General features: G+C 53.4%; 15 protein-coding genes. 12 read left to right on the forward strand and 3 right to left on the reverse strand.

What is annotated here, in order from left to right; genetic code table 11:
* Positions 1–30: 30 nt before the first annotated feature.
* The gene (locus EP25_RS0120850; protein WP_031435634.1) at positions 31–1482 is read right to left on the reverse strand and encodes an NAD(P)(+) transhydrogenase (Re/Si-specific) subunit beta; all 1452 of its coding nucleotides are present in this window, start codon (positions 1480–1482) and stop codon (positions 31–33) included.
* Between the two features lie 12 nt (positions 1483–1494).
* Positions 1495–3054: a Re/Si-specific NAD(P)(+) transhydrogenase subunit alpha gene (locus EP25_RS0120855; protein ID WP_031435635.1), complete on the reverse strand. Its 1560-nt coding sequence runs from the start codon at positions 3052–3054 to the stop codon at positions 1495–1497.
* A 325-nt stretch (positions 3055–3379) separates the two neighbouring features.
* On the opposite strand from EP25_RS0120855, the gene EP25_RS0120860 reads away from it, so the two are divergent.
* From EP25_RS0120860 to fae, 8 genes are all read left to right on the forward strand, one after another.
* Complete coding sequence (locus EP25_RS0120860) at positions 3380–4315, forward strand: hypothetical protein (RefSeq protein ID WP_031435636.1); 936 nt, start codon at positions 3380–3382, stop codon at positions 4313–4315.
* The gene (locus tag EP25_RS0120865; RefSeq protein WP_036300838.1) at positions 4305–4994 is read left to right on the forward strand and encodes an HAD family hydrolase; all 690 of its coding nucleotides are present in this window, start codon (positions 4305–4307) and stop codon (positions 4992–4994) included. Before EP25_RS0120860 ends, EP25_RS0120865 begins: the two co-directional genes overlap by 11 nt.
* A gap of 59 nt (positions 4995–5053) precedes the next feature.
* On the forward strand, positions 5054–6016 hold the full coding sequence (locus EP25_RS0120870; RefSeq protein WP_084191125.1) for a beta-ribofuranosylaminobenzene 5'-phosphate synthase family protein: 963 nt from the start codon (positions 5054–5056) through the stop codon (positions 6014–6016).
* Positions 6017–6020: 4 nt separating this feature from the next.
* Positions 6021–7124: an ATP-grasp domain-containing protein gene (locus tag EP25_RS0120875; protein WP_084191126.1), complete on the forward strand. Its 1104-nt coding sequence runs from the start codon at positions 6021–6023 to the stop codon at positions 7122–7124.
* 4 nt (positions 7125–7128) lie between these two features.
* On the forward strand, positions 7129–8112 hold the full coding sequence (gene mch / locus EP25_RS0120880; RefSeq protein ID WP_031435640.1) for a methenyltetrahydromethanopterin cyclohydrolase: 984 nt from the start codon (positions 7129–7131) through the stop codon (positions 8110–8112).
* A gap of 42 nt (positions 8113–8154) precedes the next feature.
* Positions 8155–9075 carry an ATP-grasp domain-containing protein gene (locus EP25_RS0120885; protein ID WP_031435641.1) on the forward strand — a complete coding sequence of 307 codons (921 nt, stop codon included), beginning with the start codon at positions 8155–8157 and terminating at the stop codon, positions 9073–9075.
* Positions 9072–9932, forward strand: coding sequence for a triphosphoribosyl-dephospho-CoA synthase (locus EP25_RS0120890; protein WP_031435642.1), 861 nt, complete (start codon positions 9072–9074; stop codon positions 9930–9932). The genes EP25_RS0120885 and EP25_RS0120890 overlap by 4 nt, the downstream gene beginning before the upstream one ends.
* 104 nt (positions 9933–10036) lie before the next feature.
* Positions 10037–10546 carry a formaldehyde-activating enzyme gene (gene fae, locus EP25_RS0120895; protein WP_031435643.1) on the forward strand — a complete coding sequence of 170 codons (510 nt, stop codon included), beginning with the start codon at positions 10037–10039 and terminating at the stop codon, positions 10544–10546.
* A gap of 36 nt (positions 10547–10582) precedes the next feature.
* On the opposite strand, the gene EP25_RS0120900 is transcribed toward fae, so the two are convergent.
* Positions 10583–11278: a HisA/HisF-related TIM barrel protein gene (locus EP25_RS0120900; protein WP_031435644.1), complete on the reverse strand. Its 696-nt coding sequence runs from the start codon at positions 11276–11278 to the stop codon at positions 10583–10585.
* Between EP25_RS0120900 and EP25_RS0120905 the strand changes: the two genes are divergently transcribed.
* The 4 genes from EP25_RS0120905 to EP25_RS0120920 all read left to right on the forward strand — a co-directional run bounded on the left by EP25_RS0120905 (position 11273) and on the right by EP25_RS0120920 (position 15377).
* A complete protein-coding gene (locus EP25_RS0120905) occupies positions 11273–12283 on the forward strand; it encodes an ATP-grasp domain-containing protein (protein WP_152555704.1) in 1011 nt (336 codons plus the stop codon). The two genes, EP25_RS0120900 and EP25_RS0120905, sit on opposite strands and share 6 nt — an antisense overlap.
* The gene (locus EP25_RS0120910; RefSeq protein WP_031435646.1) at positions 12283–13332 is read left to right on the forward strand and encodes a hydantoinase/oxoprolinase family protein; all 1050 of its coding nucleotides are present in this window, start codon (positions 12283–12285) and stop codon (positions 13330–13332) included. Before EP25_RS0120905 ends, EP25_RS0120910 begins: the two co-directional genes overlap by 1 nt.
* A gap of 117 nt (positions 13333–13449) precedes the next feature.
* Positions 13450–14823, forward strand: coding sequence for an aminodeoxychorismate synthase component I (gene pabB, locus EP25_RS0120915; protein ID WP_031435647.1), 1374 nt, complete (start codon positions 13450–13452; stop codon positions 14821–14823).
* The gene (locus tag EP25_RS0120920) at positions 14823–15377 is read left to right on the forward strand and encodes an amino acid kinase family protein (protein WP_031435648.1); all 555 of its coding nucleotides are present in this window, start codon (positions 14823–14825) and stop codon (positions 15375–15377) included. The genes pabB and EP25_RS0120920 overlap by 1 nt, the downstream gene beginning before the upstream one ends.

A 15377-nucleotide genomic window follows, 5' to 3' on the forward strand; every position in this document is an offset into this window, starting at 1 on the left:
TCGGTGAAACAGCCACGGCGGCGACCGAGTTTAGTTCTGCAAAGCCCTGAGTATACCTTGCAGGCTGTCGTTGGCATCGCCGAACAGCATACGGGTTTTGTCATGGACGAATAACGGGTTGCCGACGCCGGCATAACCGGAGGCCATGCTGCGTTTCAGCACGATCGTGGCATGACCTTTCCAACATTCCAATACCGGCATGCCGGCGATCGGGCTGTTGGGATCGTAGGTTGCGGACGGATTGACGATGTCGTTAGCGCCGATCACGATGGAAATATCGACATCGGGAAAATCCTCGTTGATTTCGTCCATCTCGAACACGATGTCATAGGGCACCTTGGCTTCGGCCAACAGGACGTTCATGTGGCCGGGCATGCGGCCGGCGACGGGATGGATGCCGAAACGAACATTCTTGCTTTGGTTCAGCAAAATCTTGGTGATCTCGTAGACGGTATGCTGGGCCTGCGCCACGGCCATGCCGTAACCCGGAATGATCATGATGTTTTTGGCGTCTCGCAGCAGTTGCACGGTTTCCTCGATATCGATGGGCTGGACCTCGCCTTCGACCTCGGCCGCTTCCCCGCCGGCATTGCCGAAACCGCCGGCGATGACGCTGAGGAAGTCGCGGTTCATGGCCCGGCACATGATGTAGCTGAGGATGGCGCCGCTACTGCCGACCAGGGCGCCGGTGATGATCAGTAAGTCGTTGCTGAGCATGAAACCGGTCGCGGCGGCGGCCCAACCGGAATAACTGTTCAGCATCGAGACCACGACCGGCATGTCGGCACCGCCGATAGCCATGACCATGTGGATGCCGAACAGCAGCGCGATAACGGTCATCAGGATCAATGGCCAGGTGCCGCCGCTGGTTTCAACGCCTTGCGTGAATAAGTCGTTGGCCCAATCCAGGAATGGACGATAGCCGCCGCCGGTTTCGCCGCCTTGCAGAAAAAAATAGCCGAGACCGATTGCGATAATCAGCAACAGCAAATTCAGCCAATGGCGGGCCGGCAGTAAAACCGGTTTTCCGGTGACTTTGCCGCATAGTTTGCCGAACGCGATCACCGAGCCGGAAAAGGTCACGGCGCCGATCAGAACGCCGATATAAATTTCCACCTCGTGAATGCTTTTTTCGACGCCGGCCAAGGGCGAGGAAGCGTCGGTAAAATTGGCGTAACCGACCAATACCGCCGCCATACCGACCAAGCTGTGCATTAGCGCGACCAGCTCCGGCATTTGCGTCATTTCCACCTTGAAGGCCGCGAACACGCCGATCATGCCGCCGATCAACAGGGCGACAATCAGAATGGTATAGGAAGAAACGGCGTCGCTGACCACGGTGGCAAGGATGGCGATAAGCATGCCGGCCATTCCATAGTAATTGCCGCGTCGGGCCGTTTCCTGGTTGCTTAGGCCGCCTAGGCTCAAAATGAACAGTATGGAGGCGACAATGTAAGACATTGTGACTAAACCTTGTGACATTATCCTGATCTCCTATTTTCTGAACATTTCAAGCATGCGGCGGGTCACCAGAAAACCGCCGGCGATATTGATCGAGGCGATGAGTATGGCTAGCCCCGCCAGGATGACGATGGTCATATCCGACGAAGAGACCTGAATCAATGCGCCGATGACGATGATGCCGCTGATTGCGTTGGTCACGCTCATCAACGGCGTATGCAGCGACGGCGTCACGTTCCAGATGACCTGATAGCCGACGAAGCACGCCAGTACAAAGATCGTGAAATGCTCCATGAAGGCGGGCGGCGCGACCATGCCGACGGTGAATAACAGCAATGCGACAAGAGCTACCGGAAGAAATTGCTTCACGGCCGTGAAGCGGCCGGGCGCTTCCTCGACTTCAGGTTTGGCCGCCGGCGCCTCGGTTTGCGGCGCCGGAGAGACCGACAAGGTCGGCGGTGGCGGAGGCCAGGTGATGTTGCCTTGCAGAATCACGGTGGCGCCGCGAATCACTTCATCGTCCATGTTGATGAAGACATTACCGTCCTTTTCCGGGCATAAATCGGTCAATAGGTGGCGCAAGTTGGTGGCGTAAAGCTGACTGGATTGATTGGATAAGCGGCTGGGCAAGTCGGTGTAGCCGATGATGGTGACGCCGTGTTTGACGACGACCTTGTTCTTTTCCGTCAGTGCGCAGTTGCCGCCTTGTTCGGCGGCTAAATCGACAATGACGCTGCCGTGTTTCATCGATTCCACCATCCCTGTGGTCACTAATTCCGGCGCTGGTTTGCCGGGAATCAGCGCGGTCGTGATGATGATGTCCACCTCCATCGCCTGGCGGGCGAACAGGGCCATTTCCGCTTCGATAAATTCCTTGGACATGGTTTTGGCGTAACCGCCCCTGCCGCTGCCTTCTTCCTTGAAATCCAGCATCAGAAATTCCGCGTCCATGCTCTCGACTTGCTCCTTGACCTCGGGGCGGGTATCGAAGGCTCTGACGATGGCGCCCATGCTTTTGGCGGCGCCGATGGCGGCCAGCCCGGCAACACCGGCGCCGATTACCAACACCTTGGCAGGAGGGACCTTGCCGGCCGCCGTGATTTGCCCGGTGAAAAAGCGTCCGAAGTGTTGCGCCGCTTCGACGACGGCGCGATAACCCGCGATATTGGCCATCGAGCTGAGCGCATCCATTTTTTGTGCCCTGGATAGGCGCGGGATGCTATCCATCGCCAATACCGTCACTTTTTTGGCCGCCAGTTTCTGCATTAGTTCTTCATTCTGTGCCGGCCAGATGAAACTGATCAGAATTTGTCCTTCACTCATCAACTCCACTTCGTCGATGGCCAATTCGGGGTGTCGTTCCGGTGCCCTGACTTTCAGGATAATATCGGAATTTGCCCAAATGGCTTTGGCGTTCTCGGCAATTTCGACGCCGATTTCGCGATAGGCTTCGTCAGTAGTGTCGGCGCTGAGTCCGGCGCCGCTTTCGATACTGATTGTAAAACCCAGTTTGATGAGTTTTTCGGCTGCTTCCGGTGTCGTCGCGACACGCTTTTCACCTTCGTGAATTTCTTTTGGTATACCGATCTTCATACGTTCTCCTGCAGTGGTCGAGGCTTAAGGGTGAGAACAGCAAGATTTGTATCACGCGCCGTTAAAATTAGGCATTCAAGATGTGCAATCAAAGGCCGGCGCCTGACAGCGGAAAATCCTGTTTGCAGCATAGGAGATTGGTTCTTTTTTTTCAACGCTTTTTCGGTGGATGGCCAATATTGTTTTACAATGCAATACAATGAACATATCGGCAAGCCAATGAATTTATTAGGCTGCTCTAGGTCTCCTAATGCAGTTGCCGAATATGTGCGCTTTTTTCATAAAGAATCAATTCAATGATTTCGTTAAATTTAGACAGTAATCGATGAGGTTCAACCCCAAAGATTTTATTGCGACGGCCGAAGGACTGGTCTTTGCAGTTGTGAGCGATGTGGTCGAGGACGGTAAGGTCTTGTGTTTTTTACGCTATGTGCGGAGCTATCGGCAATGGCGAAAGGTTCATACTGCCGAGGCTAATCTTCTCCTGCAACAGGCTTACCCGCACTATTTGTGCCATTCGAAAAAGTTGGATGCCAAACTCCATGGCGTACCGGTTTGCAATATCAACGAGCATTTTCGACCCAGACATAGACTGGCGCAGTTAATGGCTCAACAGCCCAAGGACGAAGTCGAGGATGATTGCCGACGATTATGCTTGTTATTACAACAGCAAGGCGTGGTATTGGACGATGTTGGCGTGACCGGTTCCTTATTGCCCGCCTTCCACAATCCCGCTTCCGATATCGATTTAGTGTTTTACGGCCGAGAAACCTTTCGGCAAGGCCGAAGAGCGATAAAAGTCTTGTTGCGGCAAGGGGAGTGTCAAGCCTTGTCCGAGCAAGATTGGCTTGAATCCTATCGGCGCCGCGATTGCCATTTGAATTTGCCGGAGTACGTGCGCCATGAGCGGCGCAAATTTAACAAGGCGATGTTTAATCGCCGCAAGGTCGATTTGAGCATGATCGTCGAGAAAAGTCATAAACCGCACGGTAACATGACAAAGCTCGGCGCGGTGACAATTAAGGCCCGAGTGATCGATGATCGCTTAGCCTTCGATTATCCGGCTGAATTTGCTATCGATCATGACGAGATTGATAAAATAGTGTGCTTTACTGCGACCTATACCGGCCAGGCTCGAATAGGCGAGTCGGTCGAAGTTTCCGGGCAACTGGAACAGACGATGGAGGGGCGTAAATGGTTGGTGGTCGGATCGAGCAGGGAAGCGAAAGGAGAATATATTAAAGTGTTGCATGAAATCTGAACCGAGATTGTCTCGTCTCAAGGCTGTCATCTTCGACATGGACGGTTTGGTACTGGATACCGAAAGCACTTATTTTGCCGCCTGGCAGCAGGCGGCAGCGAAAATGGCCTTTCGGCTAGGCGATGATTTTTGTCTATCGTTATCGGGCTTCGATTATGGTAACGTCATCGAACGCGTCGCCGCCGAGTGTGGCGGCCATTTCGACCGCGATCAATTCGACCGGCTTAGCGGAATATGCTGGCGAGAGCACGTCGCGACTAAGGGAATCGCCGTGAAAAAAGGGTTTTCCGCCATGTTGCGGATTGTCCTGGACAAGCAGTTACTTTTTTGCCTGGCGACCAATAGCCTTAATCATAACGCGTTGGAATGCCTGCGCTATGCCGGCTTGGATAATACTTTTCCCTTAGTGGTCAGCCGCGATTCAGTGGCAAAAGGCAAGCCGGCGCCGGATATTTTTTATCGCGCCGCCTCGTTGTTGAATGTGCCGATATCCAGCTGTCTGGTTGTGGAAGATTCCCGAGCCGGCATTCTTGCCGCGAAGCAGGCCGGCGCCAGGATCGCCTTCATACCTTCAGTGCTTCCGGCCGCCTTCGATTGTGTCGAGACCGCTGATTTCACGTTTACCGATTTAGGGCAACTGGCCGAATTTGTCCGACTCAACGTTTTCGATCCTGTATAATAAATAGCTTTTCAAAGGCTGCCGGGTCGGCTATTGGCCCGGCGATAATTAGGTAGGTTTTGAAGGTTCAGCATAGACAAGTTTCGGTGATTGCTCCGGCCCGGCTGCACATGGGCTTTATCGATTTGAGCGGGGCATTGGGGCGCCATTTCGGCAGTATCGGCATGGCCCTGAATGAAATCAGTACTCGTCTGACCCTGTCGGCAGCCGACGCATTACAGGTGTACGGATCGGTTGCGGGACGGGCGGAGAAATGTGCCCAAGCGTTATGCAATACATTGCAAGTCCCGGAAACGGTTGCGATTACGATTCATTCGGCGATTCCTGAGCATATTGGTTTGGGTTCCGGCACGCAACTGTCGCTAGCCATCGGCTCCGCGTTGAATGCTTATTATGATTTGGGTTTGTCGGTGAGAGAAATCGCCCAGTTGACCGACCGCGGTGCCCGTTCCGGAATCGGCATCGGCGTGTTCGAGCAAGGAGGGCTTGTCGTAGACGGCGGCCGCGGCGAAGCGACCACGACGCCGCCGATGATCGTTCATATGGATGTGCCGGAGCACTGGCGGTTCATTCTGGCGTTCGACGATAGGGGGCAAGGGCTGCATGGCAAGCAGGAAGTCGCCGCCTTTAAGGAGCTACCGCCGTTTCCGCAACAGGAAGCGGCGCGGTTATGTTATTTGTTGTTGATGCAAGGGCTGCCGGCCCTTGCCGAGCAGGATATCGTCGGCTTCGGCGATGTCGTGACGCAATTGCAACGTTCCGTCGGCGAGCATTTCGCTTCGGTGCAGGGCGGCGTATTTACCAGTCCCGAAGTGGCCCAGGCGATGGCGTGGCTGGAGCGGCAGGGCGCTGTTGCCATCGGCCAGACATCTTGGGGTCCCACCGGCTTTTGTGCGGTTGAGGGTGCTGACAAGGCCGAGGCTTTATTAATGCAATTACAGCGTAATTTTTCTGAAGTTCCCCATTTAAGTTTCGCCGTGGCCAGCGCCCGGAATAGCAGCGCGAATGTCTCGGTAGTTTGAGGTCTTGGCCGTTTTCCCCGGCAAAATTCTGGTCATCGCCAAATCCGCGCGTATGCTGGCCGGTTATTTGGCCGAAGCCGGTTATGACGCGGTTGCGATCGATTGTTATGGCGATAGCGATACACGGGCCATGGCCTTGGATTATTGTTTTGTGCCGGGGCTGGCGTTGGCCGATATCCAAGAACCGGTTCTGGCGATGAAAAGCCGGCATGGCCTGAATCATGCCATTTACGGTAGCGGCTTTGAAAGCAATTTGCCGAGCCTGGATTTTTTGCAAGGCCGGTTTACGCTTCTGGGTAATGCCGCGAGCCGTTTCGCCAGGGTGCAGGATAAGGCTTTTTTCTTTCAACGGCTCGACGAATTGGGTATAGCGCATCCGGCCGTCTCGTTCACGCCGCCCGTCTCGGAAGGTCGTTGGTTGGTCAAACCGCTGGCCGGTGAAGGCGGGTTGGGGATTCATCGTTATAGGCCCGATTCGGTCGCGGGGGTTGAATCGTGCTATTGGCAACACTATATCGATGGCATGGCGATGTCGGTTTTGTTCGTGGCCGCACAAGGTCGGGTGGCCATCGTCGGCTATCAGCGACAGTTGCTCTGCGCTAACAATTCGTCGCAGCCGTTTTTGTTTGCCGGTGTGCTTTCCTGGCCGGAATTGCCAGGACCGGTTCGGTTATTGGTCGCCGGCTGGGCGGCAAAACTTGCGCAATGCTTTCGGCTACGGGGGCTGAATAGTTTGGATTTTATATTGCGGGACGGGCGTTGTTACGCCTTGGAGGTCAATGCCAGGCCGCCGGCGAGTCTGCAGTTGTATGGAGAGGATATCATCGAGGCCCATATAAAAGCCGTTTTGCGGGGGACGGTGGCTGAAGCGGTTCGTCCTGAGCGGCTGTCGGCCTATAAAATTGTTTACGCCGAACGAGAAATCCTGATCGATGAAAAAATTACTTGGCCGCGATGGACGGCCGACCGGCCCAGGTCGGGGTCGAGAATTGGGCAGGGCGAACCGATTTGCAGTATCATTGCCCGCGCGCAAAACCGGCAGCAACTGATGGATCGTCTACGCAATAAACAACAGGTTGTCGAAAAACTTTTAAACACAGGTAGTTAATATCATGCAATACACAGCGAGCGTTAATCAACTCACCCAACCTTTGGTTCAGCAATTGATCGAGCAAGCGGATAAATTCAGAATCGAGGTCAAAACGCTGGAGAGTGGCAGCACGATTATCGATGCGGGTATTAACGCGCCTGGCGGCCTGGAGGCCGGCCGTATCATCACCGAAATCTGTCTGGGCGGCATGGGCACTGTTTCATTGTCGCACAGTTGTTATACCAAAAACTGGCCGTTGACGGTCAATGTGCATAGCACGAATCCGGTACTGGCCTGTCTTGGCAGTCAATATGCCGGTTGGAGTCTGTCGCATGAAAAATACTACGCCTTGGGTTCCGGCCCGGCCCGAGCCATGGCAACCAAAGTCAAGGAAGGCGTCGTCGAGCCGGTCGAAGAGCTTTATAAGGAACTGGATTATCGCGACAGCGCCGACAGCACGGTGCTGGTAATCGAAAACGATGCCGTACCGCCGCTGGCCATCGTCGAAAAAATCGCCGCCGCGTGCGGAGTCGCCGCCGAAAAGTTGACCATTATCGTAACCCCGACCAGCAGTCTGGCGGGCTGCGTGCAAGTGGTCGGCAGGGTGCTGGAAGTGGCCATGCACAAGGCCCACGAATTGCATTTTCCATTGGAAAACATCATAGACGGTAGCGGTAGTGCGCCGATTTGTCCGCCGCATCCGGATTTCGTCAAGGCGATGGGTCGCACCAATGACGCCATTCTGTTCGCCGGCCAGGTCCAGCTTTACGTCAAGGGTAGCGATGAAGCGGCTGAAAAATTGGCCAAGGAATTGCCGAGCTCGACGTCCAAGGATTACGGCAAACCGTTCGCCGAAGTCTTCAAGTCTTATAATTACGATTTCTTTAAGATCGACGGCATGTTGTTTAGTCCGGCCAGCGTCATCGTGACGGCGGTCGAATCCGGCAGAAGTTTCCGCGCCGGCAAGCTGGATAACGAGTTGCTCGATTTGTCATTCGGCGCCTAAGGTTGCGCCGTTCCTGATTATCACTTTTTTTGAAACACACGATTGGGCCGTATAGCGATTTTTACCGATGATCCGGGTTGGCACGGCAGGCAACTGCGCCTGGCCTTCGCCAACCGGGGGTTCAGCGGAGAATACGTTTCCTTGACCGAGTGCAGAATGCAGCTCGGCGACGAAGGATTGCCAATAGTCATTCCCGGTTTCGAGCAAACTTTACCGGATGCCGCTTTTGTCCGCGGCGTGCCGGGAGGTTCGTTGGAAGAGGTGGTGTTCTACCTGGACATCCTGCACGCGCTGAAATTGGCCGGCGTGCCGGTTTATAACGACGGGCGCGCGGTCGAGCGCAGCGTCGATAAGGGAATGACTACGTTTCTGTTGCATCGCGCCGGTTTGCCGACACCGGTTACCTGGATCGCCAGGGAGCGGGGCGAGGCGTTGGCGATCGCCGAACGCGAGCTGAAGGCGGGCAATATGCTGATCAGCAAGCCGTTGTTCGGTTCTCAGGGCGAGGGGATTCGCCGTATCGAGAAAATGACCGATTTGTTCTGGCTGACCAGTAGCCGGGGGATTTATTACCTGCAGCGTTTTGTTCATTGTGAAGGCGAAGGTTATTCCGATACCCGGGTGTTTGTGGTCAACGGCCGGGCGCTGACGGCGATGCGCCGGCGCGGTAAATCCTGGTTGAACAATGTCGCCCGCGGCGCTAGTTGCGAAGCTGTCGAGCTAACCGACGAACTGGCACGACTTGCGGTCGAAGCGACCACCGCGTTGGAGATGGATTATGCCGGCGTCGATATCATCAGGGACAGGGAGGGGCGGTATCAAATTATCGAGGTCAACAGCATCCCGGCCTGGAAAGGTTTGGAGAGCGTTTGCGGGTTCAATATCGCCGAGTGTTTGGCGGAAGACTTGTTTTCCCGTTATCTAAGTGCCAATCAGGCGACTCAGAGTGCCGATGCCTCATGATTAATCGGCAGCAGTTAATCTCGGCCTATGAAGAGGCCTGCGAGGTGGAGTTGCTTGCCTTCAAGCCGGGCAATGTCAGTGTGCATAGTGACGGCCATGACATGACGGTCGAGGATTTCAGAATCAGTTACCGGGTAAGTTCAGAACCGATCACCGATCCCAATTATTCTTTGGGCGAGAAAATTTATTACGCGGTAAAGGCGACCCGTGAGGCCGTAGGCTGTAATACCAATTTGGGGATCATCCTGTTATGCGCGCCGTTGCTGCAAGTCGCCGCCGATCTGGAGCAAGGACAGTCATTGCGCGAAGCCGTGTGTCGCTTGTTGGCGAACACGACCCGTCGGGATGCCGATTGGGTGTTCCAGGCCATCGTGCTGGCTTCGCCAGGCGGCTTAGGCGATTCCGGCGAGCAAGATGTCAGGCAGGAGGCAACGGTGACTCTGACCGAGGCCATGAAAATAGCTGGTAACAAAGATAGAATCGCTTATCAATTTGCTTCAAATTATAAAGATATTTTTGGATTTACTATTTTCATGTATAATGCCACTTTCGCGAAATTTGGTGATCGGAATTGGGCGGCGTTGTCTGTCTATGCGGGCATGTTGGAACGCTACGCTGATAGCCATATTGAACGGAAATATGGCCAGCAATATACAGACTGGGTAGCGGGCGAAATGAAAAGGGTTCATGAGTCCTTGCTCACGGTCAGTAATCCTGAATCGCTGCTACCGATGCTGCATGGCATCGATGAAGCGTTCAAGGCGAAAGGTATCAATCCGGGCACGACAGCTGATATAACCGTTGCAACAGTGCTGGCGGTGTTTTTGCAACAGTTGATCGGTGATGTGTCCAGTTGATCCGGCGAAAAGGAATTGGCTGTAACAATAAGACATAAATAATGTCGGTTTTTTGATTCATTCTTTATTCATTCTTTATTCACTTTTTTTGGAGAGATAGGTAAATGGCTAAAATCAACAACGTACGCGTTGGCGAGTCTTTGGTTGGCGATGGTAATGAAGTTGCTCATATCGATTTGATTCTGGGGCCTCGTGGTTCCGCTGCCGAGTCCGCTTTTGCTAACTGTTTGACAAACAATAAAGACGGTTTCTCCAGTCTGTTGGCAGTGGTTGCCCCTAACTTGATGGTTAAACCAGCAACTGTTATGTTCAACAAGGTAACCATCAAAGGCTCCAAGCAAGCCGTACAAATGTTCGGTCCTGCTCAACGTGGTGTTGCGATGGCTGTTGCTGATTCTGTAGAAGATGGCACTATCCCAGCTGACGAAGCGGACGATTTGTTCGTTTGTGTAGGTGTATTCATTCACTGGTTGGCCGATGACGACGCTAAAATCCAAGAGTACAACTACAAAGCGACAAAAGAAGCTATCGAGCGCGCTGTTGCTGGTACTCCTACTGCGTCTGAAGTCGTTGCCGGAAAAGCAACTGCAGAGCACCCATTCGCTGCAAAGTAAGTTTTTCTTACCGACAGTGGATAAAAAATACCCCGGTTATACGGGGTATTTTTTTGTCTGCAGTTTTTTGATGTCCTCGCCGGTAATGGCGCGGGAATGGAGGGCGCTGGCTACTAAGGCCTTATCGATGCCGATGTCGATTAATCGTTTTAGATCGTTACCGTCACGGACTCCGCCGGCGGCAATAAATTGTTTGTCGGGGTGTTTTTTCTTGTATTCGGCCAGTTTAACGGTATCGGGGCCGCTATGACTGCCGACCCGTGCCAGAGTCATGATGATGACATTTTGCGGCCAGACATCCTTGTTTTCAAATAACAGCGGGTGGCCCAGGCGTTCCTCGCCGGTAAAATCGAGCGATAGAATATAATTCTGTCGCGGCTTTACACCTAAATGGTGCTGTGACTCGGTGCCGATGACGGGGGTTAAGTTTGAAGCGCGGGGTTCATCCACTTCCATTAATTGACTACCGTTATCCAGCCAGAACTGGATATTGCCATAACGGTCGCTTAGCTCGTGAATTTGTTCGGCGTGATCGCCTTGCCGGGTAATGGCGTTAAGATCGGCGATATAAAACGTATCAAAGTCATGTAAGTCCAGAAAAGTCTCCATCACGGCGCAAAGTGATGAAGAGGAACACAGGGGGGTTTTGAGCGGCTGATAGCGGTCGCGATCGCCGTGACGGGCGTGGACGACATGACCATCTTTTAAATCTATTACGGGGATTATTTGCATTTGAAAGTTTTGTTGTTCGAATTCATTTGCGGCGGCGGTTTGGCCGGTCGGCCGTTGCCGGATTCCCTGGCAAGGGAAGGAAAGATGATGTTACAGGCTTTAGTTAGGGAATTGAAGTCGTTGCCTGATATCGAGCCGATTATTTTGCTCGACCGGCGCTGTTCTTTGGAGGATGTGCCCGAGAGGGCTCGCATTGTCTACCTAGAGCAAAACCAGCAGTATCAGTTCGTCGTAGAAATGATGTTGCCTGACTGTGATTTGTTCTGGCCGATAGCGCCGGAAACGGACGATGTATTGTCCTCGTTGGCCGAATTGGCCAAAAAAACGAAAGTAGGTGCACTATTATCGACGCCGTCAGCGTTAAGGTTATGCGCGAGCAAATATCGGACTTGCCGGCACCTTCTTCGATCCAAGATCAATGCTGTCGAGACTAAGTATTTAGCTGATGTCAGTCCATTGGATCATGACGCCATGGTCGTCAAACCAGACGATGGTGTCGGTTGCGAAGGCAGTTTTGTCGTTTTAGGTCGGCAAGAATGGCAGCAAGTTGTTGATAAACCGGCTAGGGCGGAACACCTTGTCGTGCAGCCTTATTTGCCCGGGCGTTCGCTGAGTTTGTCCTGTTTGTTCCGTCATGGCCAGGGCTGGTTGTTGTGCTGTAACGAACAAGAACTGTTAATCGATAAAGGCCGTTTACAGTTGACGGCCTGCCGAGTCAATGTGGCCGATCAGCTTGCCAGCGATTACCAAGCGCTGGTAGAGCAGGTTGCGGTGGCGATTCCCGGATTATGGGGGTATGCCGGTATCGATTTAATCGAATCGCAACAGTATGGCGCGGTCGTGCTTGAAATCAATCCGCGTTTGACCACTTCCTATTGCGGTATCCAGGCCGCGACCGGCATCAATGTTGCCGAGCAGGTTATAAAATTGCTGGATGAGGCGCCGGCACTTCGTAAAAACGTCAACCAAACGATAACGGTCGATATTCACGCGGGTATTCATTGATGCAACAACAAATAATTGGTTGGGATATTGGCGGGGCGCATCTCAAGGCGGCTCTGTTGGACAGTGAGGGGAAGGTGCTCGATATTGCGCTTTACTCCTGTCCATTATGGAAAGGAATGGATTATTTGCGCCAGGCCGTGCAAGCGGTATTGCAGCAGTTTCAATGCAGGGAATGTCGTCATGCCCTGACCATGACCGGCGAGCTGGTCGATTTGTTCGCTGGCAGAGAACAGGGTGTCAGAGAGATCGTCGCGGCCATGCAAGACTTTTTGTCCCCGGATAGCTGCTGGATTTATGCCAGGCAGCGCGGATTTTTGTCCGCGACCACGTCGTTATCGAAACAGGATTGCCTCGATATCGCCTCTATGAACTGGCTGGCCAGTGCTTTGTTGGCAGCGCAACGGGTCGATGCGGGGCTGTTTGTTGACATTGGCAGTACCACAACCGATATTTTGTTATTTGCCGATGATAAAGTCGCTCCGTTGGGGAGTACTGATTATCAGCGGCTGGTTTCGTCCGAACTGGTCTATACCGGCATAGTCAGGACGCCGGTGATGGCTCTTGCCCGCCAGGCCGTATTCAAGGGCCGAAGCATGGGATTGATGGCCGAATATTTCGCCACGATGGCCGATGTCTATCGTTTGACCGGAGACTTGAAAGAAGTGCACGATCAAAGTGAAACGGCCGATGGCGGCGAGAAGACGCCATTGGCCAGCGCCCGGCGTTTGTCGCGCATGACAGGTTATGATTTTGTCGAGGAGGACTGGTCTCTTTGGCTGGATTTCGCCAAACATTTGAAGGATATTCAGAAAAGGCAAATCGGGGAGGGGTGCCTAAAGCAGTTGTCCAGATTGAGCAGGCTGGATAATGTCCAATTAGTCGGTGCCGGGATCGGGCGTTTTCTGGTCAAGGAAATTGCCAATGAGTTTGGTTATGTTTATCGGGATTTTAACGAGCTGATCGGAGATGTTGAGTCGGATGTGGAAATCGATAGTGGCGATTGCGCGCCGGCGGTGGCGGTCGCCAGTCTGGCGCTTAGGGTTTGTTAATTCGAACGGCTGTTATAGAATTGTCACAATTTACCGAAGCGATCTCCGTAATCCCAGAACATGCTCTTGCAACACGCTCATCTTTTCACTTTATCGGGGCAAGGGCAGGCATATTGAATGTTAACTTCTAAACAACTTAAACATCCCCTGCCGTATTTTGCCGATAGCGCCCGGCTGTTTAGTCCGCTTGCCGACAAACCGTGGTCGGTTTTTCTCGACAGCGGTTATCCGAAAAGCAGTCAGGGCCGCTTCGATATCATTGCCGCCGGCCCGCTATGCACCTTGGTTACCCAGGGTGAACAGACGGAAATCAGACACGGAGGGCACTGTGTTATCTCCAGGGAAGACCCGTTCGAATTACTCAAACAACAATTGGGTGAGAAAAAGCAATCAATCGATCATCTTCCCTTCAATGGTGGCGCGCTGGGTTATTTTTCTTATGACTTGGCGCGCCGGCTGGAAAAATTGCCGATCATCGCCGAAGACGCCGAACACATTCCCGAGATGGCCGTGGGTATTTATTCCTGGGCGGTCATCATCGATCATAAACGCCAGGAAAGCTGGCTGGTCGGCCATGAAACCCAGGAAGACGATTGGGAAACCTTGATCGACCAGTTCAGCCTGTTACCGGCTTACCCTGAGCTTGGACAATTCCAGGTACTGGATAAGCCATGTTCTAATATGGACAAGGAAGACTATGCCAAAGCCTTCGCCAAAATTAAACATTACCTCAAGGAAGGAGACAGTTATCAGGTCAATTTAGCGCAGCGTTTTGTCAGCCACTGCAGTGGCGATCCCTGGTTGGCCTATCAACAGTTGCGCAAAATCAACGCGGCACCGTTCAGCGCCTATATCAATTTCCCCGAGGTGAGGGTGCTCAGCTCATCGCCGGAACGCTTTTTGAAAGTCACCGACGGCGAAGTCGAGACCAAGCCGATCAAGGGGACCCGTCCTAGAAAATTGCTGCTGGACCAGGACCGGTTGCAGATCAGCGCCTTGTCCGCCAGCCTGAAAGATCGGGCCGAGAATGTGATGATCGTCGATCTGCTGCGTAACGATATCAGCAAGAATTGCCGAAAAGGTTCGGTAACGGTGCCAAAATTGTTTGCCGTGGAAAGCTATGCGACGGTGCATCATTTGGTCAGCACGATCAAGGGTATGCTGGCGGAAGGACACCATGCGCTGGATTTACTCAGGGGTTGCTTCCCCGGCGGCTCGATAACCGGAGCGCCAAAGATAAGGTCGATGGAGATTATCGAGGAATTGGAACCCAATCGCCGGGGCGTGTATTGTGGTGCGATCGGTTATATCGGTTTCGACGGCAATATGGATACCAATATCGCCATACGCACGCTGGTCCATTCCGATGACATGATCCGTTTCTGGGCGGGTGGCGGCATCGTTAACGATTCGGTGCTGGAAGAGGAATATCAGGAGAGTTTCGACAAGGCGGCCGCGTTGTTGGAATTGTTGGAATATTTTCGGCACTGATGGAAGTCATTAAGTTGGGAGGAAGCCTGAGCCATTCGACCGGTTTGCTGGACAGCCTGGAACGAGTCGATCGCCGTTCCCGGGGGCGGTCTGTCGTCATCGTGCCGGGTGGCGGCGCTTTTGCCGATCAGGTCAGAATGGCGCAAGGCCAATGGCGCTTCGATGACCGGGCCGCGCATTGTATGGCGATTCTGGCGATGCAGCAAATGGCGTTATTGCTGCAAACTCTAAGGCCGAATTGGCGGATTGTTTCTCTCGTCGGCGAGATCGCGGACGAACTCAATCGTGTGCCTGTGGTGATCTGGTCGCCGCAAGTGGCTGAGTTGGACCAAGGCGGCGTTCCCGCCAGTTGGGAGGTGACATCGGATAGTCTCGCGGCGTGGCTGGCGGCGCGATTAGAGGCCTCTGAACTGTTCCTGGTCAAGGCCGCGCCATTGCCGGACAGGGCCGGTCTCGAGCAATTGCAGGCGCTGGGGATCGTCGACCGAGCCTTTCATCGTTATAGCGGACAAGCGTCTTTTACTACTCATTTCCTCAATCCACAGCAGTTGTAA

Origin of the sequence: Methylomarinum vadi, from assembly GCF_000733935.1 — a bacterium.
In the GTDB taxonomy this organism is placed as follows: Bacteria; Pseudomonadota; Gammaproteobacteria; order Methylococcales; family Methylomonadaceae; genus Methylomarinum; species Methylomarinum vadi.